Source organism: Agrobacterium leguminum (genome assembly GCF_005144435.2).
In the GTDB taxonomy this organism is placed as follows: Bacteria; Pseudomonadota; Alphaproteobacteria; order Rhizobiales; family Rhizobiaceae; genus Agrobacterium; species Agrobacterium leguminum.
This window is the reverse complement of sequence record NZ_CP120212.1, coordinates 2,174,127-2,194,837: the sequence shown is the minus strand read 5'-3', so window position 1 is coordinate 2,194,837 and position 20,711 is coordinate 2,174,127. Positions and strand designations below refer to the sequence as shown.

Genomic DNA, 20,711 nt, shown 5'->3' with positions numbered 1-20,711 from the left:
CCGGCAAAGGTTCACCATTGCGGCTTCGGAACGACCGGCTTGGCCGCACCTGCACGGTCCGCGGGCGCAATCGCCACAAAACGGTCACCCTGCCATTGCCCCGCCCACCAGAGCTGGCGAAGCTGGTTGTCTTCAAGCTTGACCGGGCCGATGACGGTGTCGAAGCTTCCCGTCGAGAGTTCATTTGCCACCGCCGCCTTGTCGAGACCGACGCGCTGCACGGACTGGGCCAGCATTTCGAGGCTCGCATAGGTGATGGCGCTTGCCCAGCTGTCCGGCTTGGCGCCGATGAAGGCTTCGTGGCGCTTGAAATAGTCCTCGATCTTGTCGCTGCTGCCATCGACACCGCCGATGCTGATCACACCTTCCTGCTTGCCATCGGAGACCTTCGGGAAGATCGGGAAAGCACCGCCGACGCCGACATAAAGGACCTTCGGGTTAAACCGGGCCGTCTGCGCCTGTTTCGTCACCGCGAAGCTGTCGGGCGGATAGGAAAAGGCGATGAAGCTGTCCGCACCGCTCGCCGACGCCTCGTTCACAAGTGCTGCGAAATCCGAAGTGCCGACCGGATAGGTCTTGTCATAAGCAAGCGTGAAACCCGCTTCCTTCAGCGCCGGCCGCGCGGCCTTGATGAGATCGATGCCGAAACCGTCAGCCACGGAAATCACTGCGACCTTGTCGTTGATCTGGCCGGCATCGCGTGCAGCCTTCAAAACGTCGGCGAGCGCATTGGCGTAGTCATGGCCGCCGCCGAGCATCCAGAAGCTCTTTTTCCAGCGCGCCGCGAAATCGGGGGCCTTGTCGGTCACGCCGGTCACAGCCAGCTGTGGATAACCGAAACGGTCGTAAAGCGGCGCGACGGCAAGATTGAAGCCCGTGCCCCAGGGCGGCAGGATGAAATCGACCTTGTCCTGGCTGGCCAGACGCTCGGTGAACCGCACCGCATCCTCGGCCGAGGAGCGGTCGTCATATTCCACCACTTCCACCGGCAGGCGCTTACCATCCGGCAGGGTGAGGCCGCCGGCATCGTTGACCTCCTTCACCCATAATTTGTAGTTCGGAATGGTGGTGATGCCAGCACCCGTGGCATTGGCGCCGCTTTTGGAAACGGCATAACCGATCTTCACCGAGGTGCGGTCCTGCGCATTGGCGTGACCGAAAGATACCGCCGACAGGGCAGCACCGGAGAGCAGGCAGAACAGCGTTCTGCGCTTCAGATTATTCATGATGTTCCTCCCAAAGCGCCTTATCGGGGTTGCCGTTCTCCTCAAGGCTTTCCCCTGCGCTGATCAAAGTTTAGCAATGACAGCCGCATATAAAATGCACTAATGTAGCGCATTATTGTACTTTTGGAGGCCGAATGCCGCTGCACAGCCAGATTGCCGGCAATCGCGTGGAGATCACGGCGCGCACCCTCGCCTCGACGCTGCGCATATCCGAATTCCGGCTGGAATCGGATAGCGCCCATCTGCTTCTCCTTTCCGCCGGGGAAGCGGAGATCATACAGGGTGAAAAGTCGCTGCCTGTCCCGGCACCGGGGCTTGTCTGGCTGCCCATCGGCCCCACTGGCCGCCTGCGGCTGACTGCCGGAAGCCGTGGATCGCTGCTGAGGACGACGGAAATCGGGCTTGCCCATGCCATGCCCACCGGCACGAGCGCAAGCGCCGTGCGCAATATATTGCAACGTGTTCTGACGCAGGCGCCGGCGGAGAAGGACCGGCAAGAGCTGGCGGGTTATCTCGAGACCATCGCCAGCGAAAATGTCCGCGCGACAACCGGTTCGGACACGATCGTCGCCAGCCTGCTCTCCGTCACCCTCATCCGCATCTGCCAGCACGCCATCGCCGATATTGCCGCAGCCGTCTCCACGCCCGGCAGCCTCACCGAGCGTTTCGTGCTACTGGTCAGCCAGCACAAACGCGATCAATGGGGTGTGGAAGACTATGCGAGGCAACTCGGCGTCAACCGCGAACGTCTTGGATTTGCGGTGCGCAAGGCGACGGGGCTTTCGCCGCAGGCCTATATTCATCGCGAACTGCTGTCCGAAGCGCGCGATCTTCTTCTGAACTCATCGCTGCAAGTAGCTGAAATCGCATTCCGATTGGGATTTCAGGACCCCGGCTATTTCAATCGCTTCTTCACCCGCAACGAGGGCACGTCTCCCGGCCGGTTCAGGAGAACGGCAACGCGAATGCAGAACGTGCCATCGCCATCCTATGCGGCCTGGCCGTGACGGCTTGGCATAAGGATGTAACGTCCATGGCCTATCGCTATTATTACAGTCCGGCCGCCTTCTTGTGCGGCCTGACTGGCAGCATCCTTCACTTACCCGATTTCGGTTTTCAATATTTCAACTTCACATTTTGTAACTTATAAATTACAGTTTGAATTACAATGCAGCTAAAGCAATCGGCGACATTTCAAAAATGGTTTGGGAAGTTAAAGGATGAACGGGGCAAGGCTCTGATTACGTCGCGACTGAACAGACTTTCCTTTGGTCATGCAGGCGATGTCGCTCCCGTTGGTGAGGGCGTCAGCGAATTGCGCATCCATTACGGACCGGGCTATCGGATCTATTTCGTCAGGTCGGGCGATGTCGTTATTGTTCTGCTCTGTGGCGGAGACAAGAGTACGCAGGAGAAGGACATCAAAGCCGCGAAGCAGATTGCGGCGCAATGGAGCGATGACGATGATTGAGAAGTTTACGAACTTTGATCCCGCCGAACACCTCAAGAGCGATGAAGCCATTGAGGTGTTTCTGGAGGATGCGTTCGCAACCAATGATGCGGCATACATCGCAAATGCGCTTGGTGTTATCGCGCGCGCAAAGGGTATGACGCAGGTAGCGCGTGAAACCGGACTTGCCAGAGAGCATCTTTACAAATCGCTCAGCGAGGCTGGGAATCCGACGTTAGAAACAACGATAGCCGTCCTCAACTCCCTGGGCTTTCAGCTCACCAGCAAACACAAGGCGGCATGATCAGCGCCTGACGTCATCAGCCACCGTTCGATGCCGCCCGATCGGCAGCATCATCGGCTTGCCAGAGGTCGGATCCTTGATGACCCGGCTTTCGATGCCGAAGACGTGGCGGACATTCTCCTCCGTCAATACTTCCTCCGGCGTGCCGAAGACATGCAGATTCCCGTCCCTTATGGCGACAAGATGATCGGCATAACGGGCTGCAAGATTGAGGTCGTGCAGCACCATGACGATGGTGGTCTCCCGGGCGTGGTTGAGGTCGGTGAGAAGGTCCAGCACCTCGACCTGGTGGCTGATATCGAGGAAGGTGGTCGGTTCATCCAGCAGCAATATGTCTGTCTGCTGGGCGAGCGCCATGGCGATCCAGACGCGTTGCCGCTGGCCGCCAGAAAGCTCGTCCACCGGCCGCTCGGCCAGTTCCACCGTATCGGTGGCGACAAGGGCTGCGGCGACGGCCTCGTCGTCCTGTCGCGACCAGCGGGCGAACAGGCCATGATGCGGGTGGCGGCCACGGCTGACGAGATCGGCAACCACGATGCCCTCCGGCGCTATCGGCGATTGCGGCAAAAGGCCCATGCGCCGTGCGAGGTCGCGCGAGGCAAGACGATGGATCGATTTTCCATCGAGCAGAACCTGACCAGCGCGCGGCGCAATGAGCCGCGACATGCTGCGCAGCAGAGTGGACTTGCCGCAGGCATTGGCGCCGACGATGACGGTGATCTTCCCGCGCGGAACGGTGAGATCCAGCCCGTCGATGATGAGGTTTTCGCCGTAGCCGGCCGACAGGCCGTTCACGGAAAGGGAGTGGCCGGTCATAACGAGCCTCCGCTGCGGTTGACCCGCACGATAAGGTAAATCAGATAGGGCGCACCGAGCGCGCCGGTAACGACGCCGACCGGATAACGGCCCGGCAACAGGAACTGACCGCAATAATCGCCCACCAGCACCAGCGCCGCCCCAACCAGCGCCGCAGGAAGGAGCAGCGAGCCGTTGTTGCCGACGATGCGCGCCGCAATCGGCCCGGAGAGGAAAGCGACAAACGCGATGGGACCCGAGACCGCCGTTGCAAAGGCGATCATGCCCACGGCGGCGATGATGACGATGATGCGCGTTCGCCCCACCCTCACACCAAGCGCTGCTGCGGCGTCGTCACCCAGTCTCAACGCTTCCAGATCACGCGCACGGCTGAGGAGCAGCCCGCCGAAAAGGATGAGCGCGATGAGGAGCGGCAGCAACTGCGCGATTTTCGCGCCGTTGACGCTGCCGGTCAGCCAGCGCATCGCCTCCTGCAGCGTCCATGCCGGCGCGACGGAGAGAATATAGGCGATGAAGCTTTCCAGCATCGCTGAAACGCCGATGCCGACGAGGATCAGCCGGGTTCCAGCCACGCCGTTGCGGAAGGACAGGAGATAGACGAGAAGCGCAACGCCAAGACCGGCCACGACGGCGAAGACCGAGACCAGCGGCCCGTTCATCTGCAGGACGACGATGGCGAAAACGGCCGCAGCGCTCGCCCCTGAACTGATGCCGATAATGTCAGGGCTGGCGAGCGGGTTGCGCAGCATGATCTGGAAGGCGACGCCGCCAAGTCCGAAGCTCAGGCCTGCCAGAATTGAAAGCAGCGCGCGCGGCAGGCGCAACTGCCCGACGGTGAAGGTTACGCCGGCAATGTCCTCCCCCAGCAGAACCCGAATGACATCGGCGGGCGGCGTGAAGGATTGCCCGAGCATCAGCGTTGTTGCAAAAGCGGCAATCAGAAGCGCCGACAGGGCAGCGATGACAAGGCGACGTCGGCGCTGGCGGGCATGGCGATTGAATACGAGATTTTCAATGACGGGAGCGTATATGGTCACAATTCGCGCACCCTCTGGCGTCTGACAATCCAGATGAAGAAAGGCGCGCCGACAAGGGCGGTGACGATGCCGACATCGAGTTCCGACGGCCGCGCCACGATGCGCCCGACAATATCGGCGGCAAGCAGCAGGCACGCCCCGCCAAGCGCCGAGAACGGCAGCAGCCAGCGATTGTCCACACCGACGAGCAGGCGGCAGAGATGCGGCACCACCAGCCCGACAAAACCGATCGGCCCGCAAATGGCGGTGGCTGCACCGCAGAGCAGAATGGCGCCGAAGGAGGCCACGGCTCTGGCCACCGTAACATTCTCGCCAAGCCCGGCGGCGAGTTCGTCTCCGAGCTCCAGAGAATTGAGCTTGCGCGCCGAAAGCAGGCTGACGATGAAGCCGGCGGTCAGAAAGGGCAGCACGGTCTCGATGCGCTCGAAAGTCGCCCCGCCGACGCCGCCGATCTGCCAGGAGCGGATGCCGCCGGCAATATCGCTGCGCGGCAGAACGACGGCGATGACGAGTGAGGAAAAGGCGACGGAGGTGGCGGCACCCGCAAGTGCGAGTTTCAGCGGGGTCGCCCCGCCTCGGCCGAGCGAGCCGACAACATAAACGAAAACCGCTGATACTCCCGCCCCGGCAATTGCGACCATGATGAAGGCCTGAGCCGAGGCGATGCCGAACCAGACGATACCGATGACGACGGCAAGCGACGCCCCCATGTTCACACCGAGAATGCCGGGATCGGCAAGCGGATTGCGGGTGACACCCTGCATGATGGCCCCGGCCAGCCCGAGTGCGGCACCGGAAAGCAGCGCAAGCAGCGTGCGCGGCAGGCGCACCGCGACGGCCGCCTCTGCAACCGTCTCGACGCGGCCGCTGAGCCCACTAACAATATCCGCAAAAGAGACGTCACGCGTGCCGATGGCGACGGACAGCGCACAAAGCAGCGCGAGAAGCGCCAGCACCGCGCCGAGCCATGCCGTTCGCACGCGGTTGGAGCGGCCGGCGAGCAGCACGGCCGTCGCTTTGCCGGGTCCAGACGTTGTCACTGCGATTTACCGGAGGATTTGTCGGCAGCCTTTGCCAGAAGATCGGCATAGTCCTTCAGCACCCACGAAATCGACAGCGGCGTGGGATTGGAGGCGGTGCCGAGCGGGTCGCGGCCCAGCATGACGATGGCATCGTTGGCAACGGCCGGCATGCGGGCGAGAAGCGGGTCGGCCCGCATGGCGTTCAGCAGCGCCTCACTGCCATAGGTCACGACGATATCGACATCGTCGAAGGCATCCACACGCTCGGCGCTGACGCCGGCGGCGAATTGCCCCGGCTTCGTCGCTTCCACGACGCTTTTCGGCGAGGCAAGTCCAAGATCGGCGAAGAACTTCACCCTGGTGTCATTGGCCGTATAGAAATTGACGACGCTGAGATTGGTGGCATCGAGATGGGTGACGAACATGGCCGACTTGCCCTTCAGCTGCGGATGGCCGGCAACGACCTGCGCAATCTCGCCCTCGATGCGTTTGATGAGCGCCTCACCTTCCGCAACCATGCCAAGGCCGGCGCTGTTCAGCCGGATCATCTCGCGCCAGTCCGTCGCCCAGGGAGAAACGGGATAGGCGACGACAGGGGCGATCTGGCTCAGCGTATCGTAGTCGGACTGGCTGAGGCCTGAATAGGCGGCAAGGATGACATCCGGCTGCGTCGCCGCCACGGCCTCGAAATCGATGCCGTCACCCTCGTCGAACAGCACCGGCTTTGCCGCGTTGAGTTCGGTGAGCCGCTTTGCCACCCATGGCAGCAGGCCATCGCCGTCATCATCGCCGAAATTGGCCGCCGCAAAACCGACGGGCACGATGCCGAGCGCCAGCGGCACCTCATGGTTGGCCCAGGCGACAGTCGCGACCCGCTGCGGTTTCTTCGCAATCGTGGTCGTGCCGAAAGCATGTTTGATGACGATGGGATAGCTTGTCGTCTCCTCCGCCGAGGCCATATTCGGCGCGATCAGCGACAGGAAAAGCACAAATACCGGCATGAGGCAGCGGAACGGGCGAAGCATTGGCGAGCTCTCAGAAATTCAAAAGTGGACTTGAACTCTCAGCTTCAATTGCCTCCGTCAAGCCCAGGCAAGAAATGCCGTCGCAACAGCGGTGAAATTTCCGGGGTTTTGTACAAAACCGCAAAAAGTTACAATACCGGACAAACTTTCTCAAGTTATTGGGCGCTTCGAGAGTGGGCCGTGGAAGCGGCGATCGGGGCATCAACTTCTGGAACATACCAATGAATATCGAAACCGAAGGCAGACACCGCAAAACCGCGCGACGTCGTTATCAGGATGCGGCGCTGCTTGCCTGCACGGCGCTTGTCGCCACCCTGCCCGGCACCTTGCTGGCGCAGGAAGCTGCCAACACGAACAGCAGCACGGTTCTGGAACGGATCACCATTGAAAGCGGTGACAATGACCAGAAGTCCATCGTCGCCACCCGCACGACGAGCGGCAGCAAGATGGCGACCGATATTCTCGACACACCTGCCTCCGTTTCCGTCATCACCGCCAAGGAAATGCAGCAGCGCGGCGTGCAGAGCGTGGAAGAAGCGCTGCAATATACCGCCGGTGTGACCACGGATTTTTACGGCTCCGACGACCGGTTCGACTATTTCAAGATTCGCGGTTTCGACGCCTATACTTATCGCGACGGGTTGACGCTTGGCCGTCCCTTCGGCGCGCTGCGCGAGGAAACCTATGCCTATGAGCGTGTGGAAGTGCTGAAGGGCGGCAATTCCACCACCTTTGGCGTTTCGGATCCCGGCGGCTCGGTGAATTATTCCACAAAAGTGCCGAAACGCACCCGTTTCGGTGAAGCCTATGTCACCGGCGGCTCCTATGGCCGCGCCGAAACCGGCTTCGACTTTGGTGACAACATCACCAGCGACGACACGCTGTCCTACCGACTGACCGGCAAGCTCAGAAATGCCGATGCGGAATATGATTATTCCCGCGACGACGAGAAATTCTTCATGGGCGGCCTGACATGGCGTCCCACGGACGTCACCAGCCTCACCGTGGTTTACGACCACCTCAACAAGGATGGCGTTCCGGGCGGCGGCGGCCATCCCGTCGGCTCGCATTTCGACCGGAGCCGTTTCTTCGGCGAACCGGACTACAATTATCGCGGCACAAACCGCAATTCGCTGAGCGTGATGTTCGACCACGATTTCGGCTCCGGCCTGACGCTGAGTTCCAACGCCCGCTACAGCAAGGCGAATACGGACTTCGGTTACGCCTATATCTCGTCCACGCCGACCAACGGTTCGACAATCGCCAACCGGTCCTATTTCGGCAACGACACCGAGACCGAAAACTTCCTGATCGACACGCGCCTGCAATACGATACGCGGTTTGAAAATGTCGAAAGCCGCAGCCTCGTCGGCGTCTTTTATAACGACTACACCTCCGGCAGCAAAAGCTACTTCGGCGCCGCGCCGAGCATCAACTGGATGAACCCGGTCTATACCGGCGCACCCGCTTCAGTGCCGCTCTATGCCGACTCCCTGACGGACCAGAAGACAAAGGCGATCTATCTCCAGCAGGACTTCACCTTCTTCGACCGGCTGATCGTCAGCGCCGGCCTGCGCAACGACTGGATCGACACCGAGCAGACCAACCGCCTGCGCGGCACCTCGGCGAGCGGCGACATCAGCGAACTGACCAAGCGTATCGGCGTGTCCTACAAGATCACCAACGAGATCGCGCCTTATATCAGCTACGCCGAATCGGTGGTGCCGGCATCTGGTCTGACGGTGGAGCCCGAACGCGGCGAACAGATCGAACTCGGCGTGAAATATCGTCCGGACGCTTTCCCGGCCCTGTTCACCGCCTCGATCTACGATCTGAAGAAGAACAACATCACCGTCACCAGCCCGATTACCAGCCTGCCCACGACCATCGGCGAGGTGCGCGTGCGCGGTCTCGATCTCGAAGCCAAGGCGGAAGTGACCGACAATCTCAGCCTGACGGCGGCCTATTCCTATCTCGACGCGGAAATCACTGAAAACGGCACCGGCGGCAATGTCGGCAACCGGCCGCAATTCGTGCCCGAGCATCAGGCCTCATTGTGGGTCAACTACACACTTGCGGGCAACGACCATTTCGGCGACATGACCTTCGGTCTCGGCGGCCGCTATACCGGCGCTTATTATTTCGACAATGCCAACAAGGTCGAAACCGGAAGCAGTGTGACCGTGGATGCAGCATTCAGCTACAAGATTCAGGAAACCGCCTCGCTGGACGTCAATGTTTCCAACATCTTCAACGAAAAACACGTCTCTTATGGCGGGTTCGGCGCTGACTTTTACAATCCCGGCCGGGCGTTTTCCGTGACTTTGCGAAAGACATGGTGAAAATCGATATTAGCAATATTTTTCAATATATTGCATAATTTCCCTAATACACAACATCATCCTCGGGCTCGTCCCGAGGATCTAACCACGTCTCATCAAGTCTGAAGGTCGCAGATCCTCGGGACAAGCCCGAGGATGACGAAAGGTGAGGTTTGCGCGCCTCACCAAAACACTGCGCATCGACCTCACCCAGCTTCAAAGCAGCCTGTGCAGCCGTCGCCAGGCGGCGGGTGTGTTTCCCACGGACTGGCGGAAAGCCTTGGTCAGATGGGCCTGATCGGAAAAGCCGAGCTGGGCGGCGATATCGGCCACCGTCAGATCGCCTTCCAGCAGAAGTTTCTGGGCGGCATTGATGCGCCGCTCCAATTGCCATTGCAGCGGCGTCTTGCCGGTGGTCTGGCGAAATACGGTGGCGAACCAGCTTTCCGAAAGCCCGACAATATCGGCCATCTCGGCAACCGTCATACGGTCATCGCCACGCTTTTCGACCTGAGCAAGAAGCCTGTTCAACTGCGCCTGCGTCAGCCTGCCATTGGCCTGCTCCGGCGAAGGGCCGGGAATATCCAGCAGGCCGGCAACGATGCTGCCGACGAGGCTTTCCGCATAGACCGCATGTTTCGAGGGTTCAGCCAGCTCATCGACAAGCAGGCCGGCAAGAGTTTCCACCGAACCGATGTCCTGTATCTCGACCGGACGGCGCAGCGCCGTCATCGCCGCCGAACTGCCGACCGAGGGCGACAGGAAACGGAGCAGGCGATCCTTGTGAATATGCAGGTTGAGATGCGAGAACCGGTGCGTGGCGCTGCTGCTCGTCCACATCGGTACGCCGGCCGGCACATAAACCGCCCGTGTCATCGGCCGCGAGTGGTTGGTGAATTCGCCATTGCGGTTGGACATGCTGATGCGCGAGGAGACATCGTTGAAAAAGATCATGATGCGCGGATCAGCGGCCAGATAATAACCCTTGGCTCCCATCTGGCTTTCCGCTTCCCAGAAAGCACTGACCAGCCCGTCGAACTGGCGCCACTTCACCGGCGCAGTGACGCTGATCCCTTCCGTGTGCCAGGTCATGGAATGCCAGAAACTCAATGCGGGTACCGTCCGGTTGTCGGGTCTGGGGTGAGCGTATGGAAAAACGCGCGCCGCGCCAGTCATCGCGCTCTGCCCCAATAACATGACTTATCAATTCATGTTAATAGCAAAGATCGTTATAAAGAGAAACATTCGCTGACGCGACGGCTCTGGAACCTCTGAGCGAAACGCCCGTTGAACTCCTGACAGAAACGCAACACGGGAGATTATCAATGGACAGCAAAAAGGAACCGGGCAACTTCGCGGACAAGAAACGCGAAGAGAAGGGCCGCGGCGTCATCGTGGCCGGGCCGGATGCGCACGAAAACGAAAAGAGCGGCAAAGCTCCCTCGGCAAAGGCGGAAAAATCTTTATCCGGCAAACCGGTTGCGGCTTCTGACCGGCGATAACATCCCGGATCGAGCGGTCGCTGATGCGTCCCCGCCAAGCTACAGATAGAAAAAACACCTCCCCGATCGCTCAGGGAGGTGCATCATCATTAAACAGTCGGCCTTTGCTTACAGAAGGTCAAAACGGTCGGCGTTCATCACCTTCGTCCAGGCGGCGACGAAATCACGCACGAATTTCTCCCTGCTGTCGTCCTGCGCATAAACTTCCGCATAGGCGCGCAGGATGGAGTTCGAACCGATGACGAGGTCCACGCGGGTCGCCGTGTACTTGGCTGCCCCGGTCTTGCGGTCACGAATCTCATAGAGATTATTGCCGGTCGGAACCCAGGAATAGGCCATGTCCGTCAGCGTCGTGAAGAAGTCCGTCGTCAGCGCGCCGGGCTTGTCGGTAAACACGCCATGCGCCGTACCGGCATAATTGGCGCCGATGACGCGCAGGCCACCGATCAGCACTGTCAGTTCCGGCGCAGTCAGGCCGAGAAGCTGGGCGCGGTCCAGAAGCAGTTCTTCGGGGCTGACGACATAGTCCTTCTTGACCCAGTTGCGGAAACCATCCGCCAGCGGCTCCAGCGGGGCAAAGCTGTCGGCATCCGTCTGTTCGGCGGAAGCATCGCCACGGCCGGCAGCAAAAGGCACGGCAATGTCGAAGCCGGCCGCTTTCGCCGCCTGTTCCACACCGTAATTGCCGGCCAGAACGATCACATCCGCGATGCTCGCGCCGGTTTCACGGGCAATCGGTTCCAGAACCGAGAGCACGCGGGAAAGGCGGGCGGGCTCGTTGCCTTCCCAGTCCTTCTGCGGTGCAAGGCGGATGCGTGCGCCATTGGCGCCGCCGCGCTTGTCCGAACCGCGGAAGGTGCGGGCGCTGTCCCAGGCGGTCGAGACCAGATCGGCAACGGAAAGGCCAGAAGCCGCGATCTTCGCCTTGACGGCAGCGACATCGTAGCTGGTGGAGCCTGCGGGGATGGGATCCTGCCAGATCAGGTCTTCAGCCGGAACGTCCGGGCCGATGTAACGGGACTTCGGCCCCATGTCGCGGTGGGTCAGCTTGAACCATGCACGGGCGAAGACCTCGGAGAAATGGTCCTGATCGTCCTTGAACTTCAGCGAAATCTCGCGGTAGATCGGGTCGACCTTCAGGGCCATGTCGGCATCGGTCATCATCGGGATGGTGCGGATCGAGGCATCCTCGACGTCGACAGGCTTGTCTTCCTCGGCGATGGTGATCGGCGCCCATTGCGATGCACCGGCGGGGCTGTGGGTCAAAGTCCACTCATGCTTGAACAGCATTTTGAAGAAGCCGTTGTCCCACTTGGTCGGCTCGCTCGTCCACGCGCCTTCGATGCCGGATACCACGGTGTCGCGACCGATACCGCGGCCCTTGGTGTTGATCCAGCCAAGACCCTGATATTCCGGGCCTGCGGCTTCCGGATCGGGGCTGAGGTTTGCGGCGCTGCCATTGCCGTGCGACTTGCCGATAGTGTGGCCGCCGGCGGTCAGCGCCACGGTTTCTTCGTCATCCATGCCCATGCGGGCAAAGGTTTCGCGCATCTGCGCCGCTGTCGCCAGCGGATCGGACTTGCCGTTCACGCCTTCCGGGTTGACGTAGATGAGGCCCATCTGCACGGCGGCAAGCGGATTTTCCAGCGTCGCCGGCTTGGTCACATCGCCGTAACGGCCGTCGCTCGGCGCCAGCCATTCCTTTTCGTCACCCCAATAGGTGTCCTTTTCCGGAGCCCAGATGTCTTCGCGGCCAAAGGCGAAGCCGAAGGTCTTCAGACCAGCGACGTCATAGGCGATGGTGCCGGCGAGCGCGATCAGGTCTGCCCAGGAAATCTTGTTGCCGTATTTCTTCTTGATCGGCCACAGCAGGCGGCGGCCCTTGTCGGTGTTTACGTTATCCGGCCAGGAATTGAGCGGGGCAAAACGCTGGTTGCCGGTGTTGGCGCCGCCGCGACCGTCAGTCACACGGTAGGAACCCGCCGCATGCCAGGTAACGCGGGCCATCATGCCCACATAGCTACCCCAGTCCGCCGGCCACCATTCCTGGCTGTCGGTCATCAACGCGCGCAGATCGGCCTTCAACGCTTCGACATCGAGCGTCTTCAGTGCTTCGCGATAGTTGAAGGAGGTGCCGAGCGGATTGGTCTTGGTGTCGTGCTGGTGCAGGATGTCGAGGTTCAGCGCATTCGGCCACCATTCGGTCACCGATTTACCCGAGGCCGTGTTGCCTCCATGCATGACAGGACACTTGCCAGCCGGTTTTGAAGTTGCGTCCATTTCGCCCTCCGATGGGTTTAGCAATTAAACGAAATAATCAATTCGACATGTGCAGCGTGAGAGCCAGAGCCAGCGGCAGGTCATGGGAAAACCGTGCAGCGACGCTGGTAACCTCTCACAGCTACAGCTTCTTTCTGTCATGAAGATGACTAACAGCCGGGTTCCATAATTTCCAATTGTATATTCTAAAGGCTGCGATATGCTGAGCTTATGATTGCGCTCTCCATGAAACATCTCCGTTATTTCGACGCTCTGGCCAAGATCGGCCATTTCGGTCGGGCGGCGGAGGCATGCGCCATTTCCCAGCCGGCGCTGTCGCTGCAGATCCGGGAGCTGGAGGAACTGATCGGCGCGCCGCTCGTCGAACGGAGCAGCCGCCAGATCCGGCTGACCGCGCTTGGCGAGGAATTCGCCGAACGCACCCGCTCGATATTGCGTTCGGTGGATGAGTTGCAGGATCTGGCGCGGGCGCGGCATGGACCGCTCAGCGGCCGCCTGCGCATCGGCGTCATTCCCACCGTCGCACCCTATCTTTTACCACAGATTATAAAGACACTCACGCGGCATTATCCCGGACTGGAGGCCCGCCCGCGCGAGGCGGTGACGCAGAAACTCATCGAGGACCTTTTGGAAGCCCGGTTGGACATGGCGATCGTCGCCCTGCCCGTCTCGGAGCCGGCGCTGGAGGAGGTTCCGCTGTTTTCGGAGGAATTCATTCTGGTGCGGCCGATGGAGGATGCGGGCATGCCGGTGCCGAGCGCCGACAAGCTGGGCGAAATGCGCCTGCTGCTGCTTGAAGAAGGCCATTGTTTCCGCAACCAGGCGCTTTCCTTCTGCAGCACGACCAATGCGCCGCCGCGCGTCCTGATGGAAGGCTCCTCGCTCTCCACCCTCGTGCAGATGGTCGGCGCCGGCATCGGCGTCACGCTCATTCCGCAGATGGCCGTCGATATGGAGACACGGCAATCCACCGTCTCGGTGTTCCGGCTGGCGGAACCGCGCCCGTCGCGCACCATCGGCATCGTCTGGCGCAAGAGCAATCCGCTCTCGGCGCAGTTCAGCCATATCGCCGAAATCGTCCGCGAATGCGGTCTACAGAAACTCGGCCTGTCTTGAAGACGATAGACACATCAATATCGGGAAAGCGAATGTGAGCAGGCCGAATTACCGCGATATCGCCCGTCTCGCAGGCGTTGGAACCGCCACGGTCGAGCGGGTGCTGAACGGGCGCGGCGGCGTTCGTGCCGAACTCGTGGAAAAGGTCGTTCTCGCCGCACGCACACTGGATTATCCGCGCACCCTGCCGGAGACCCATCGCGGGCTGCTGCGCATCGAAGTGCTGATGGTGCGCCCGGAAACCACCTTTTACCGGCGGCTTTCCAAGGCCTTCGAAAGAATTGCGGCAACGCTCGACCCTCTCGTCGTTGTCCACCGCAGTTTCGCCGAAGAGATGAAGCCGGAAGAGCTGGCGGGCCGCATCACCGCCGCCGCAGAGGCGCGCGCCGGCCTTATCCTCGCCATTCCGAGCAGCCCGGCGGTCAGCGCCGCCGTCGAGGCGGCGGTGGCGCGCGGCGTGCCGGTAGTGCATGTCGTCACGCGCGCCTCGGCGGAAAAGGGCGAATTCATCGGCATCGACAATGGCGCGGCGGGACGGACGGCAGCGCATTTCATCACCCGCATGGCGCACCAGCCCGGCCCGGTCATCGCGCTCTGCCATCCGATCTATCAGGTCCACCGCGACCGTATCGGCGGCTTTTCCGATTACTTCCGCGACCATGCCGGCAAACATCGCTTCGAATGGCTGGGCTTTACCCGCGATGACGAATATTACAGCGCCGAGGCCCTGCGCATGGCGCTCGATCTCTATCCCGACATGGCCGGACTTTATAATGCCGGCGGCGCGAATGCCGCCCTGATCGACGTTCTTCGCCGACATCCGCGCGGCGGCGAGATATTCTTCGTCGGCCATGAATTGACCGATTATACGCGCAAGGCGCTGAATGACGGCGTCATGGATATCGTGCTCGATCAGGCCCCCGAGGCGCAGGCCCGCCGGGCGCTGGATCTCGTCCTTCGCCGGATCGGTCTTACCGATATCGAGCCGGACAGCGCGCCCATTCGCTTCGTCACCATTACCGCAGAGAGCCTTTGATCTGATTTGATCAAGGAAGGCTTCGGCGTTCACCGCGCTCCCTGCTAATTTCTCTTAAGGGAGGAAAGCCGCAGAGCGCGAGAAGCGCCGGGCGGCCATGGCGTGCAAACGCCCTTCTTCATCGTGAGAACTTGCGCGGGCGCATCGGAGCGATCGTCCGAAGGAGAGCGCTATGGACGATCTGAAATATGGAACGCGTAACAAGCGCGGCGACTGGGCGCCCAACCAGCCGGTGGAAACAGCACCGCTCTTTGCCTTTCCGCCGCGCCTCGTGGCGGTGCTGAAGTGGCTCCCGCATTATTTTTTCCCGTGGAATGCGATCTTCGCGCTTTCGGCCGTCGGCTACTGGGCCTTTGTCATTCCGCCCGTCGAAACCATGGCCACGCTTGGCTTCGGCTGGATCGCCTGGCTTTATGCGGTCAATGCGGTCTGCGTCTTTCTCTTCTACGGCGGTTTCGAACTCCATCTCTATATTCTGAAGCGGCAGGAAAACCGCTTCAAATATAACGGCAAATTTCCCGCCGAACAGAAGAGCAAGGCCTTCTGGTTCGAGAGCCAGAACCTCGACAACATCCTGCGCACCTTCCTTTCCGGCGTGACGATCTGGACCGCCATCGAAGTGGCGATGCTTTGGGCCTATGCCAATGGTTATGCGCCATGGCTCAGCTTTGCCGAAAATCCCTGGACGCTCGCCGCCGTGGCGCTTGTTGTGCCGATCATCCACGAATTTCATTTCTTCTGCATTCACCGGCTCATCCACACGCCGCTGCTTTATAAATGGGTGCATTCCGTCCACCACAATTCGGTGAACCCGTCGCCCTGGTCGTCGCTATCCATGCATCCGGTCGAGCATCTGCTCTATTTCGGCACCGCCTTTTATCACCTGATCCTGCCGTCCAACCCGGTCCTCATGCTTTACCAGCTTCATTATGCGGGTTTCGGCGCGATCCCCGGCCATGTCGGCTTCGACAAGGTGGAGATCGGCGAGGACAAGCTGGTCGATAGCCATGCCTATGCGCATTACCTCCACCACAAATATTTCGAGGTGAATTACGGCGACGCCCTCATCCCGCTCGATAGATGGTTCGGCACCTGGCACGACGGCTCGGCGGAGGGAGAGGCCCGCATGCAGGAGCGCTATCGCAAACGCAAAGAAAAACTCGCAGCCCGCAAGGCGCGCAACACCATCGGGGAGGCAGCCGAATGAGCTGGGTTTCAGCCTGCAAACTGGAAGACATCGAACAGGAAGGCGCGATCCGCTTCGACCACGCCGGACGCACCTATGCGATCTATCGCGGTCCGGATGACAGCGTTTATTGCACAGCCGGCCTCTGCACCCATGAGGCGATCCATCTTGCCGAAGGGCTGGTGATGGATTTCGAGGTGGAATGTCCCAAGCATTCCGGCGCCTTCGATTATCGCACCGGCGAAGCCCTGCGGCTGCCCGCCTGCGAAAACCTGAAAACCTATCCGGCGCAGGTGGTGGACGGCGAAGTACGCGTCACCATCGGCTAGGCCGAGCTTTCGAGCAGGCCCGAAAGGGCCTCCGGAATGCACCCGGGCGGCCCGGCGCCCCAAGGGAGGACGACATGAAATCCATCTGTACCATGGCCGCTGTGGCGGTCCTTTTCGCGGGCACGGCATCGGCCGAGACCATCGGCGTTTCGATGCAGAGCTTCGACAATAATTTCCAGACCCTGCTGCGTGAAGGGCTTGGCGCCCGGGCGTCGGAGGTCGACGGCGTCAAGATCCAGGTCGAAGACGCGCAGGCCGATATTTCCAAGCAGCTCAACCAGGTCAACAATTTCATCGCGGCAAACGTCGACGCGATCATCGTGACGCTGGCGGACACCTCGGCCGCACCCGGCATCAGCGATGCCGCAGCCAAGGCGGGCATTCCGCTGGTCTACCTCAATCTCGAACCGGACAATGTCGCCAAACTGCCGGAAAAGCAGGCCTATGTCGGCTCGCGGGAAACCGATGCGGGGCGGCTGGCCGGCGAAGCGGCCTGTTCGCTGCTCAAGGAGAAGGGAAAGGCCGCCGACGCGCAGGCCTATATATTGATGGGCGATCTTGCCCATCAGGCCTCGCGCGACCGCACCTCGTCCTTCAAGCAGGCGCTCACATCCGGCGACTGCAAGGCCGTCACCATCGCCGACGAGCAATCGGCCGCCTGGACACGGACAACCGCCATGGACATGACGACCAACTGGATCACCGCCGGCCGGCCGATCGACGTCGTCTTCGCCAATAATGACGAGATGGCGATCGGCGCAGTGCAGGCATTGAAGGCGGCGAGCGTTTCGATGGACGATGTGATCGTCATCGGCATCGACGCCACGCCGGACGGGCTCGCCTCCATGGCCGCCGGCGATCTCGACGCCACGGTGTTCCAGAACGCCAGGGGGCAATCGACAAGCGCGCTCGATGCCGCCGTCGCCCTGATACGCGGCACGCCGGTCGACAAACAGGTCATGGTTCCGTTCGAACTGGTAACGCGGAAGAACATGACCGACTACGCCAGCCGAAACTGACCCTCCCCCAGCCGGTGCGCCCTGAAAAGCGCGCCGCCCCTTCTCACGGAGATACCATGGACGCAATCGTCATCATCGGCGCCGGCGAGGCGGGCACACGTGCCGCCTTTGCGCTGCGCGAAGCGGGCTTTGCAGGCAACGTCACGCTGATCGGCACGGAGCCGCACCCACCCTATGAACGGCCGCCGCTCTGCAAACCGCTCGAAGGTGCGGTGCGGATGAAACCCATCTGCGCCGACGGAGTGCTGGAGGCTGCCCGTATCTCCTATCGTCAGGGCGTATCGGCGACCCGGATCGACGCGAAAGACCGTCTTGTGACGCTCGATGACGGGCGGACGCTCGGCTATGACAGGCTGCTGCTTGCAACCGGGGCGCAGCCGCGAAAGTTAACCTGCCCCGGCGCGGGGCTGGCGCTGGATTTCCGCACCCACGCGGATGCGCGGGCGATTTTCTCCCGCGCCGATAGCGGCGCGCGGATTGCAATCATCGGCGGCGGGCTGATCGGGATGGAACTTGCGGCGGTTCTGCGCGGCAAGGGGCTTGCGATCAGCATCATCGAGGCAGCAACACGGCCGCTCGGTCGCGCGGTTCCCCGGCGTCTCGCGGAACGGATATATGCGCGCCATCTCGAAGAGGGCGTGAATTTCCATCTGGGACATGGCGTTTCGGAAATCACGCCGGAAGCAGTTTTGCTTACCGAAGGCGGGCGCGTGCGGGCCGATATCGTCGTCTCCGCCATCGGCGTCCTGCCCAATGTCGAATTGGCGCAAACGGCGGGACTTGCGACGGGAAACGGCATTCTGACCGATGCTTTCCTGCGCACCAGCGATCCCCATATCTTCGCGGCGGGCGATTGCGCGGCCGTCTCCCAGCCTGGCGGCGGACATATCCGGTTTGAAAGCTGGCGCAATGCCCGCAGCCAGGCGGAGGTCGCAGCGCATAACATTCTTGGCGCAAACGAGGCCTTTGCCGCCCTGCCCTGGTTCTGGTCGGATCAATATGATCTCGGCCTTCAGGTCGCGGGCCAGCCGCAGCCGGAGCATCAGAGCGTCATCCGTTCGCTGGGCGATGGCGAACTGGAACTCTACCTTCAGGACGGCCGCCTTGTCGCCGCCGCCGGGCTGGGCGTCGGCAACAGCGTCGCCAGAGACATCAAACTGGCCGAGATGCTGATCGCCGCCGGCATCAATCCCGATCCGGCGGCACTTGCCGACCCCGACGTCAATCTCAAATCATTGCTGAAAAGCGCACGGGCGGCCTGATGCAGAAGCTGCTCGTCTTTCAATCGCTGTGGGCCATGGAAAGGCTCTCCGGCGACAGCCATGAACCCAGCCTTGAGGAAAACATAGCCCGGATCGCCGCAGCGGGTTTCGATGGCGTCAGCGCGCATTATACCGACCGTGCGGATGTGCGGCGTCTCAACAGGGCGATCCGTGGCACGGGCCTTCGGATCGAAGGTGTCTGCTTTCCGCGCAGTATCGAGGATCTGCGCCACACGCTGGCGCTGGCGCAGGAATTTCCCGTCAGCCATATCGATCTTCAGGCCGATATCCGCCCGCGCCGGGTGGAGGATTGCCTGCCGCTTCTCGACGGCTGGATGCGGCTTGCCGAAGAGGCGGGCGTTCCCGTCTTCATCGAAACCCATCGCAACCGGATCACCAGCGATCTCCTGTTCACGCTCGACCTTCTGGAACGGCGGCCCAAACTGCCGCTGCTGGCCGATCTGTCTCACTATCTTGTTGCCCGCGAATTCGCCTTTCCAGTCGAAGATGAAAGCCAGCAGCAGATCCGGCGCATCCTTCGCAATGCGCAGGCCTTTCACGGACGTGTCGGCTCCTGCGAGCAAATCCAGATCGAGATTTCCTTCGCCCATCACCGCCCATGGGTCGATCTGTTTCTGAACTGGTGGGATTATGGCTTCCGCCACTGGCGATCGCTTGCGCCAGATAATGGTGAGCTGGTCTTCACCTGTGAACTCGGCCCCAGCCCCTATGCCATCACCGGCCGGGACGGCAGCGATTCCACCGACAGATGGGTGGAATCGCTGCAACTCAAGACGATGGCGCAGACGCTATGGGCGCAAACCGCTCATTCTGCGAGCGGGATCGCGACCGTCTCCGATATCAATCGCTGATGTTATCGCGACGCGGCCTTTGCGGGCCTGTCGGTCCATTCGGGTGGCGCACCGAACTTGTCGGCCACCATGCCCTGCAGGCCGCGCGACCGGCCATAGGCATCGCATTCGACATATTTCGGTTTTCCACCCAGGGCGGACCGGATTCGATGGCCAGAGGGGATAGAGAGGTTCAACCCGTCGGAGACCTTGCCTGTCACCAGAATGCGCGAGAAGTAGTTGGAGAAATCGGCGGCAAGCTCGTAGGCATCCCCGATTTCCGAGACGCGGGCGTTGCCCGTGATGGAATTCGCGCCCTTGGACCAGACAGCCGCGGCGCGCTGGATACCGGTGCTATCCACCGCCTCCGCCTCGACGGCGAGGCCGCCAAGCCCGAATGGAAGACGCGGCACGCTGACCGGCAGGACGAAGTTGCTGCCGAGCGTCACGGCCGTCGATACCCCGGCCATGGTCTTGTCGGTCGGCACCAGATCGGTGATGACCGTGCGCACCGTCATGTCCGCCGGCTGGCCCAGCGCGGCAATCCGGTATTTATCGCTGAGCGCCACGCAGATGGCGCGATCCAGCGCATTCGAAACAAGGACACGGTCCTTTTCCGATGTGACCCGTGAAGAGGCCGCAAAGGAGAAGATGGTCGGCACGATGGCGACGGTCTTGACCCCGGCCAGTCCGTAGGCGTCGACGAAGGTGCGCGATTTGGTGAACTTGCCCTTGACCGGGCTGAGTTGCGCATAAGAGGTCAGCGTACCGCCTTCCTTGAGCGGCACGGACGTGCAGCCGGACATGATGATGGCAAAGGGCAAGGTGGCGAAGGCGACGCCGCGACTGCGGGAGGCCCTGTCGCCGGAAGCCCGGGCAAACAGACTGCACTGTTGTTTCACTGCACGTACTCCAGTTGGCATGGTTGA

Annotated in this window: 20 protein-coding genes; 12 read left to right on the top strand and 8 right to left on the bottom strand. The window is 61.3% G+C overall.

The window, feature by feature from the left end; all coding sequences use genetic code 11:
* Nucleotides 1–11: 11 nt before the first annotated feature.
* On the bottom strand, nucleotides 12–1,226 hold the full coding sequence (locus tag CFBP4996_RS24545; RefSeq protein WP_080853459.1) for an amino acid ABC transporter substrate-binding protein: 1,215 nt from the start codon (nucleotides 1,224–1,226) through the stop codon (nucleotides 12–14).
* Nucleotides 1,227–1,360: 134 nt separating this feature from the next.
* Here CFBP4996_RS24545 and CFBP4996_RS24540 point away from each other — a divergent pair, with 134 nt between their 5' ends.
* The 3 genes from CFBP4996_RS24540 to CFBP4996_RS24530 all read left to right on the top strand — a co-directional run bounded on the left by CFBP4996_RS24540 (nucleotide 1,361) and on the right by CFBP4996_RS24530 (nucleotide 2,980).
* The gene (locus CFBP4996_RS24540; protein ID WP_080853460.1) at nucleotides 1,361–2,233 is read left to right on the top strand and encodes a helix-turn-helix transcriptional regulator; all 873 of its coding nucleotides are present in this window, start codon (nucleotides 1,361–1,363) and stop codon (nucleotides 2,231–2,233) included.
* Nucleotides 2,234–2,394: 161 nt separating this feature from the next.
* The gene (locus CFBP4996_RS24535) at nucleotides 2,395–2,697 is read left to right on the top strand and encodes a type II toxin-antitoxin system RelE/ParE family toxin (protein ID WP_080853461.1); all 303 of its coding nucleotides are present in this window, start codon (nucleotides 2,395–2,397) and stop codon (nucleotides 2,695–2,697) included.
* Nucleotides 2,690–2,980 carry an addiction module antidote protein gene (locus CFBP4996_RS24530; protein WP_003521755.1) on the top strand — a complete coding sequence of 97 codons (291 nt, stop codon included), beginning with the start codon at nucleotides 2,690–2,692 and terminating at the stop codon, nucleotides 2,978–2,980. Before CFBP4996_RS24535 ends, CFBP4996_RS24530 begins: the two co-directional genes overlap by 8 nt.
* On the opposite strand, the gene CFBP4996_RS24525 is transcribed toward CFBP4996_RS24530, so the two are convergent.
* The 4 genes from CFBP4996_RS24525 to CFBP4996_RS24510 are packed head-to-tail and all read right to left on the bottom strand — an operon-like array spanning nucleotide 2,981 to nucleotide 6,880.
* Nucleotides 2,981–3,796 (bottom strand): ABC transporter ATP-binding protein, encoded by an 816-nt coding sequence (locus tag CFBP4996_RS24525; RefSeq protein WP_080853462.1) that lies wholly within the window; start codon nucleotides 3,794–3,796, stop codon nucleotides 2,981–2,983.
* Nucleotides 3,793–4,833, bottom strand: a complete 1,041-nt coding sequence (locus CFBP4996_RS24520) for a FecCD family ABC transporter permease (protein WP_080853463.1) — start codon at nucleotides 4,831–4,833, stop codon at nucleotides 3,793–3,795. Before CFBP4996_RS24520 ends, CFBP4996_RS24525 begins: the two co-directional genes overlap by 4 nt.
* Nucleotides 4,830–5,873 (bottom strand): FecCD family ABC transporter permease, encoded by a 1,044-nt coding sequence (locus tag CFBP4996_RS24515; protein WP_080853464.1) that lies wholly within the window; start codon nucleotides 5,871–5,873, stop codon nucleotides 4,830–4,832. Before CFBP4996_RS24515 ends, CFBP4996_RS24520 begins: the two co-directional genes overlap by 4 nt.
* Nucleotides 5,870–6,880, bottom strand: coding sequence for an iron-siderophore ABC transporter substrate-binding protein (locus CFBP4996_RS24510; RefSeq protein ID WP_080853465.1), 1,011 nt, complete (start codon nucleotides 6,878–6,880; stop codon nucleotides 5,870–5,872). Before CFBP4996_RS24510 ends, CFBP4996_RS24515 begins: the two co-directional genes overlap by 4 nt.
* A 221-nt stretch (nucleotides 6,881–7,101) precedes the next feature.
* On the opposite strand from CFBP4996_RS24510, the gene CFBP4996_RS24505 reads away from it, so the two are divergent.
* On the top strand, nucleotides 7,102–9,222 hold the full coding sequence (locus tag CFBP4996_RS24505; RefSeq protein WP_080853466.1) for a TonB-dependent siderophore receptor: 2,121 nt from the start codon (nucleotides 7,102–7,104) through the stop codon (nucleotides 9,220–9,222).
* Nucleotides 9,223–9,417: 195 nt separating this feature from the next.
* On the opposite strand, the gene CFBP4996_RS24500 is transcribed toward CFBP4996_RS24505, so the two are convergent.
* A complete protein-coding gene (locus CFBP4996_RS24500) occupies nucleotides 9,418–10,311 on the bottom strand; it encodes a helix-turn-helix domain-containing protein (protein ID WP_205529281.1) in 894 nt (297 codons plus the stop codon).
* A 215-nt stretch (nucleotides 10,312–10,526) separates the two neighbouring features.
* Here CFBP4996_RS24500 and CFBP4996_RS24495 point away from each other — a divergent pair, with 215 nt between their 5' ends.
* A complete protein-coding gene (locus CFBP4996_RS24495) occupies nucleotides 10,527–10,703 on the top strand; it encodes a hypothetical protein (protein ID WP_080853468.1) in 177 nt (58 codons plus the stop codon).
* Nucleotides 10,704–10,811: 108 nt separating this feature from the next.
* Here CFBP4996_RS24495 and katG read toward each other — a convergent pair whose 3' ends face one another.
* Nucleotides 10,812–12,983, bottom strand: a complete 2,172-nt coding sequence (gene katG / locus CFBP4996_RS24490) for a catalase/peroxidase HPI (RefSeq protein WP_080853469.1) — start codon at nucleotides 12,981–12,983, stop codon at nucleotides 10,812–10,814.
* A gap of 210 nt (nucleotides 12,984–13,193) precedes the next feature.
* Between katG and CFBP4996_RS24485 the strand changes: the two genes are divergently transcribed.
* The 7 genes from CFBP4996_RS24485 to CFBP4996_RS24455 all read left to right on the top strand — a co-directional run bounded on the left by CFBP4996_RS24485 (nucleotide 13,194) and on the right by CFBP4996_RS24455 (nucleotide 19,803).
* A complete protein-coding gene (locus tag CFBP4996_RS24485; protein ID WP_080853470.1) occupies nucleotides 13,194–14,099 on the top strand; it encodes a hydrogen peroxide-inducible genes activator in 906 nt (301 codons plus the stop codon).
* A 34-nt stretch (nucleotides 14,100–14,133) separates the two neighbouring features.
* Nucleotides 14,134–15,135, top strand: coding sequence for a LacI family DNA-binding transcriptional regulator (locus CFBP4996_RS24480; protein WP_080853471.1), 1,002 nt, complete (start codon nucleotides 14,134–14,136; stop codon nucleotides 15,133–15,135).
* A 172-nt stretch (nucleotides 15,136–15,307) separates the two neighbouring features.
* A complete protein-coding gene (locus CFBP4996_RS24475) occupies nucleotides 15,308–16,342 on the top strand; it encodes a sterol desaturase family protein (RefSeq protein WP_080853472.1) in 1,035 nt (344 codons plus the stop codon).
* Nucleotides 16,339–16,650 carry a MocE family 2Fe-2S type ferredoxin gene (locus CFBP4996_RS24470; protein ID WP_080853473.1) on the top strand — a complete coding sequence of 104 codons (312 nt, stop codon included), beginning with the start codon at nucleotides 16,339–16,341 and terminating at the stop codon, nucleotides 16,648–16,650. The genes CFBP4996_RS24475 and CFBP4996_RS24470 overlap by 4 nt, the downstream gene beginning before the upstream one ends.
* A 74-nt stretch (nucleotides 16,651–16,724) precedes the next feature.
* Nucleotides 16,725–17,669, top strand: coding sequence for a substrate-binding domain-containing protein (locus tag CFBP4996_RS24465; protein ID WP_080853474.1), 945 nt, complete (start codon nucleotides 16,725–16,727; stop codon nucleotides 17,667–17,669).
* 56 nt (nucleotides 17,670–17,725) lie between these two features.
* Nucleotides 17,726–18,931: an NAD(P)/FAD-dependent oxidoreductase gene (locus CFBP4996_RS24460; protein ID WP_080853475.1), complete on the top strand. Its 1,206-nt coding sequence runs from the start codon at nucleotides 17,726–17,728 to the stop codon at nucleotides 18,929–18,931.
* Complete coding sequence (locus CFBP4996_RS24455; protein WP_121490311.1) at nucleotides 18,931–19,803, top strand: sugar phosphate isomerase/epimerase family protein; 873 nt, start codon at nucleotides 18,931–18,933, stop codon at nucleotides 19,801–19,803. Before CFBP4996_RS24460 ends, CFBP4996_RS24455 begins: the two co-directional genes overlap by 1 nt.
* A 2-nt stretch (nucleotides 19,804–19,805) precedes the next feature.
* Here CFBP4996_RS24455 and CFBP4996_RS24450 read toward each other — a convergent pair whose 3' ends face one another.
* Nucleotides 19,806–20,684: a DUF3313 domain-containing protein gene (locus tag CFBP4996_RS24450; protein WP_080853477.1), complete on the bottom strand. Its 879-nt coding sequence runs from the start codon at nucleotides 20,682–20,684 to the stop codon at nucleotides 19,806–19,808.
* Nucleotides 20,685–20,711 lie beyond the last annotated feature (27 nt).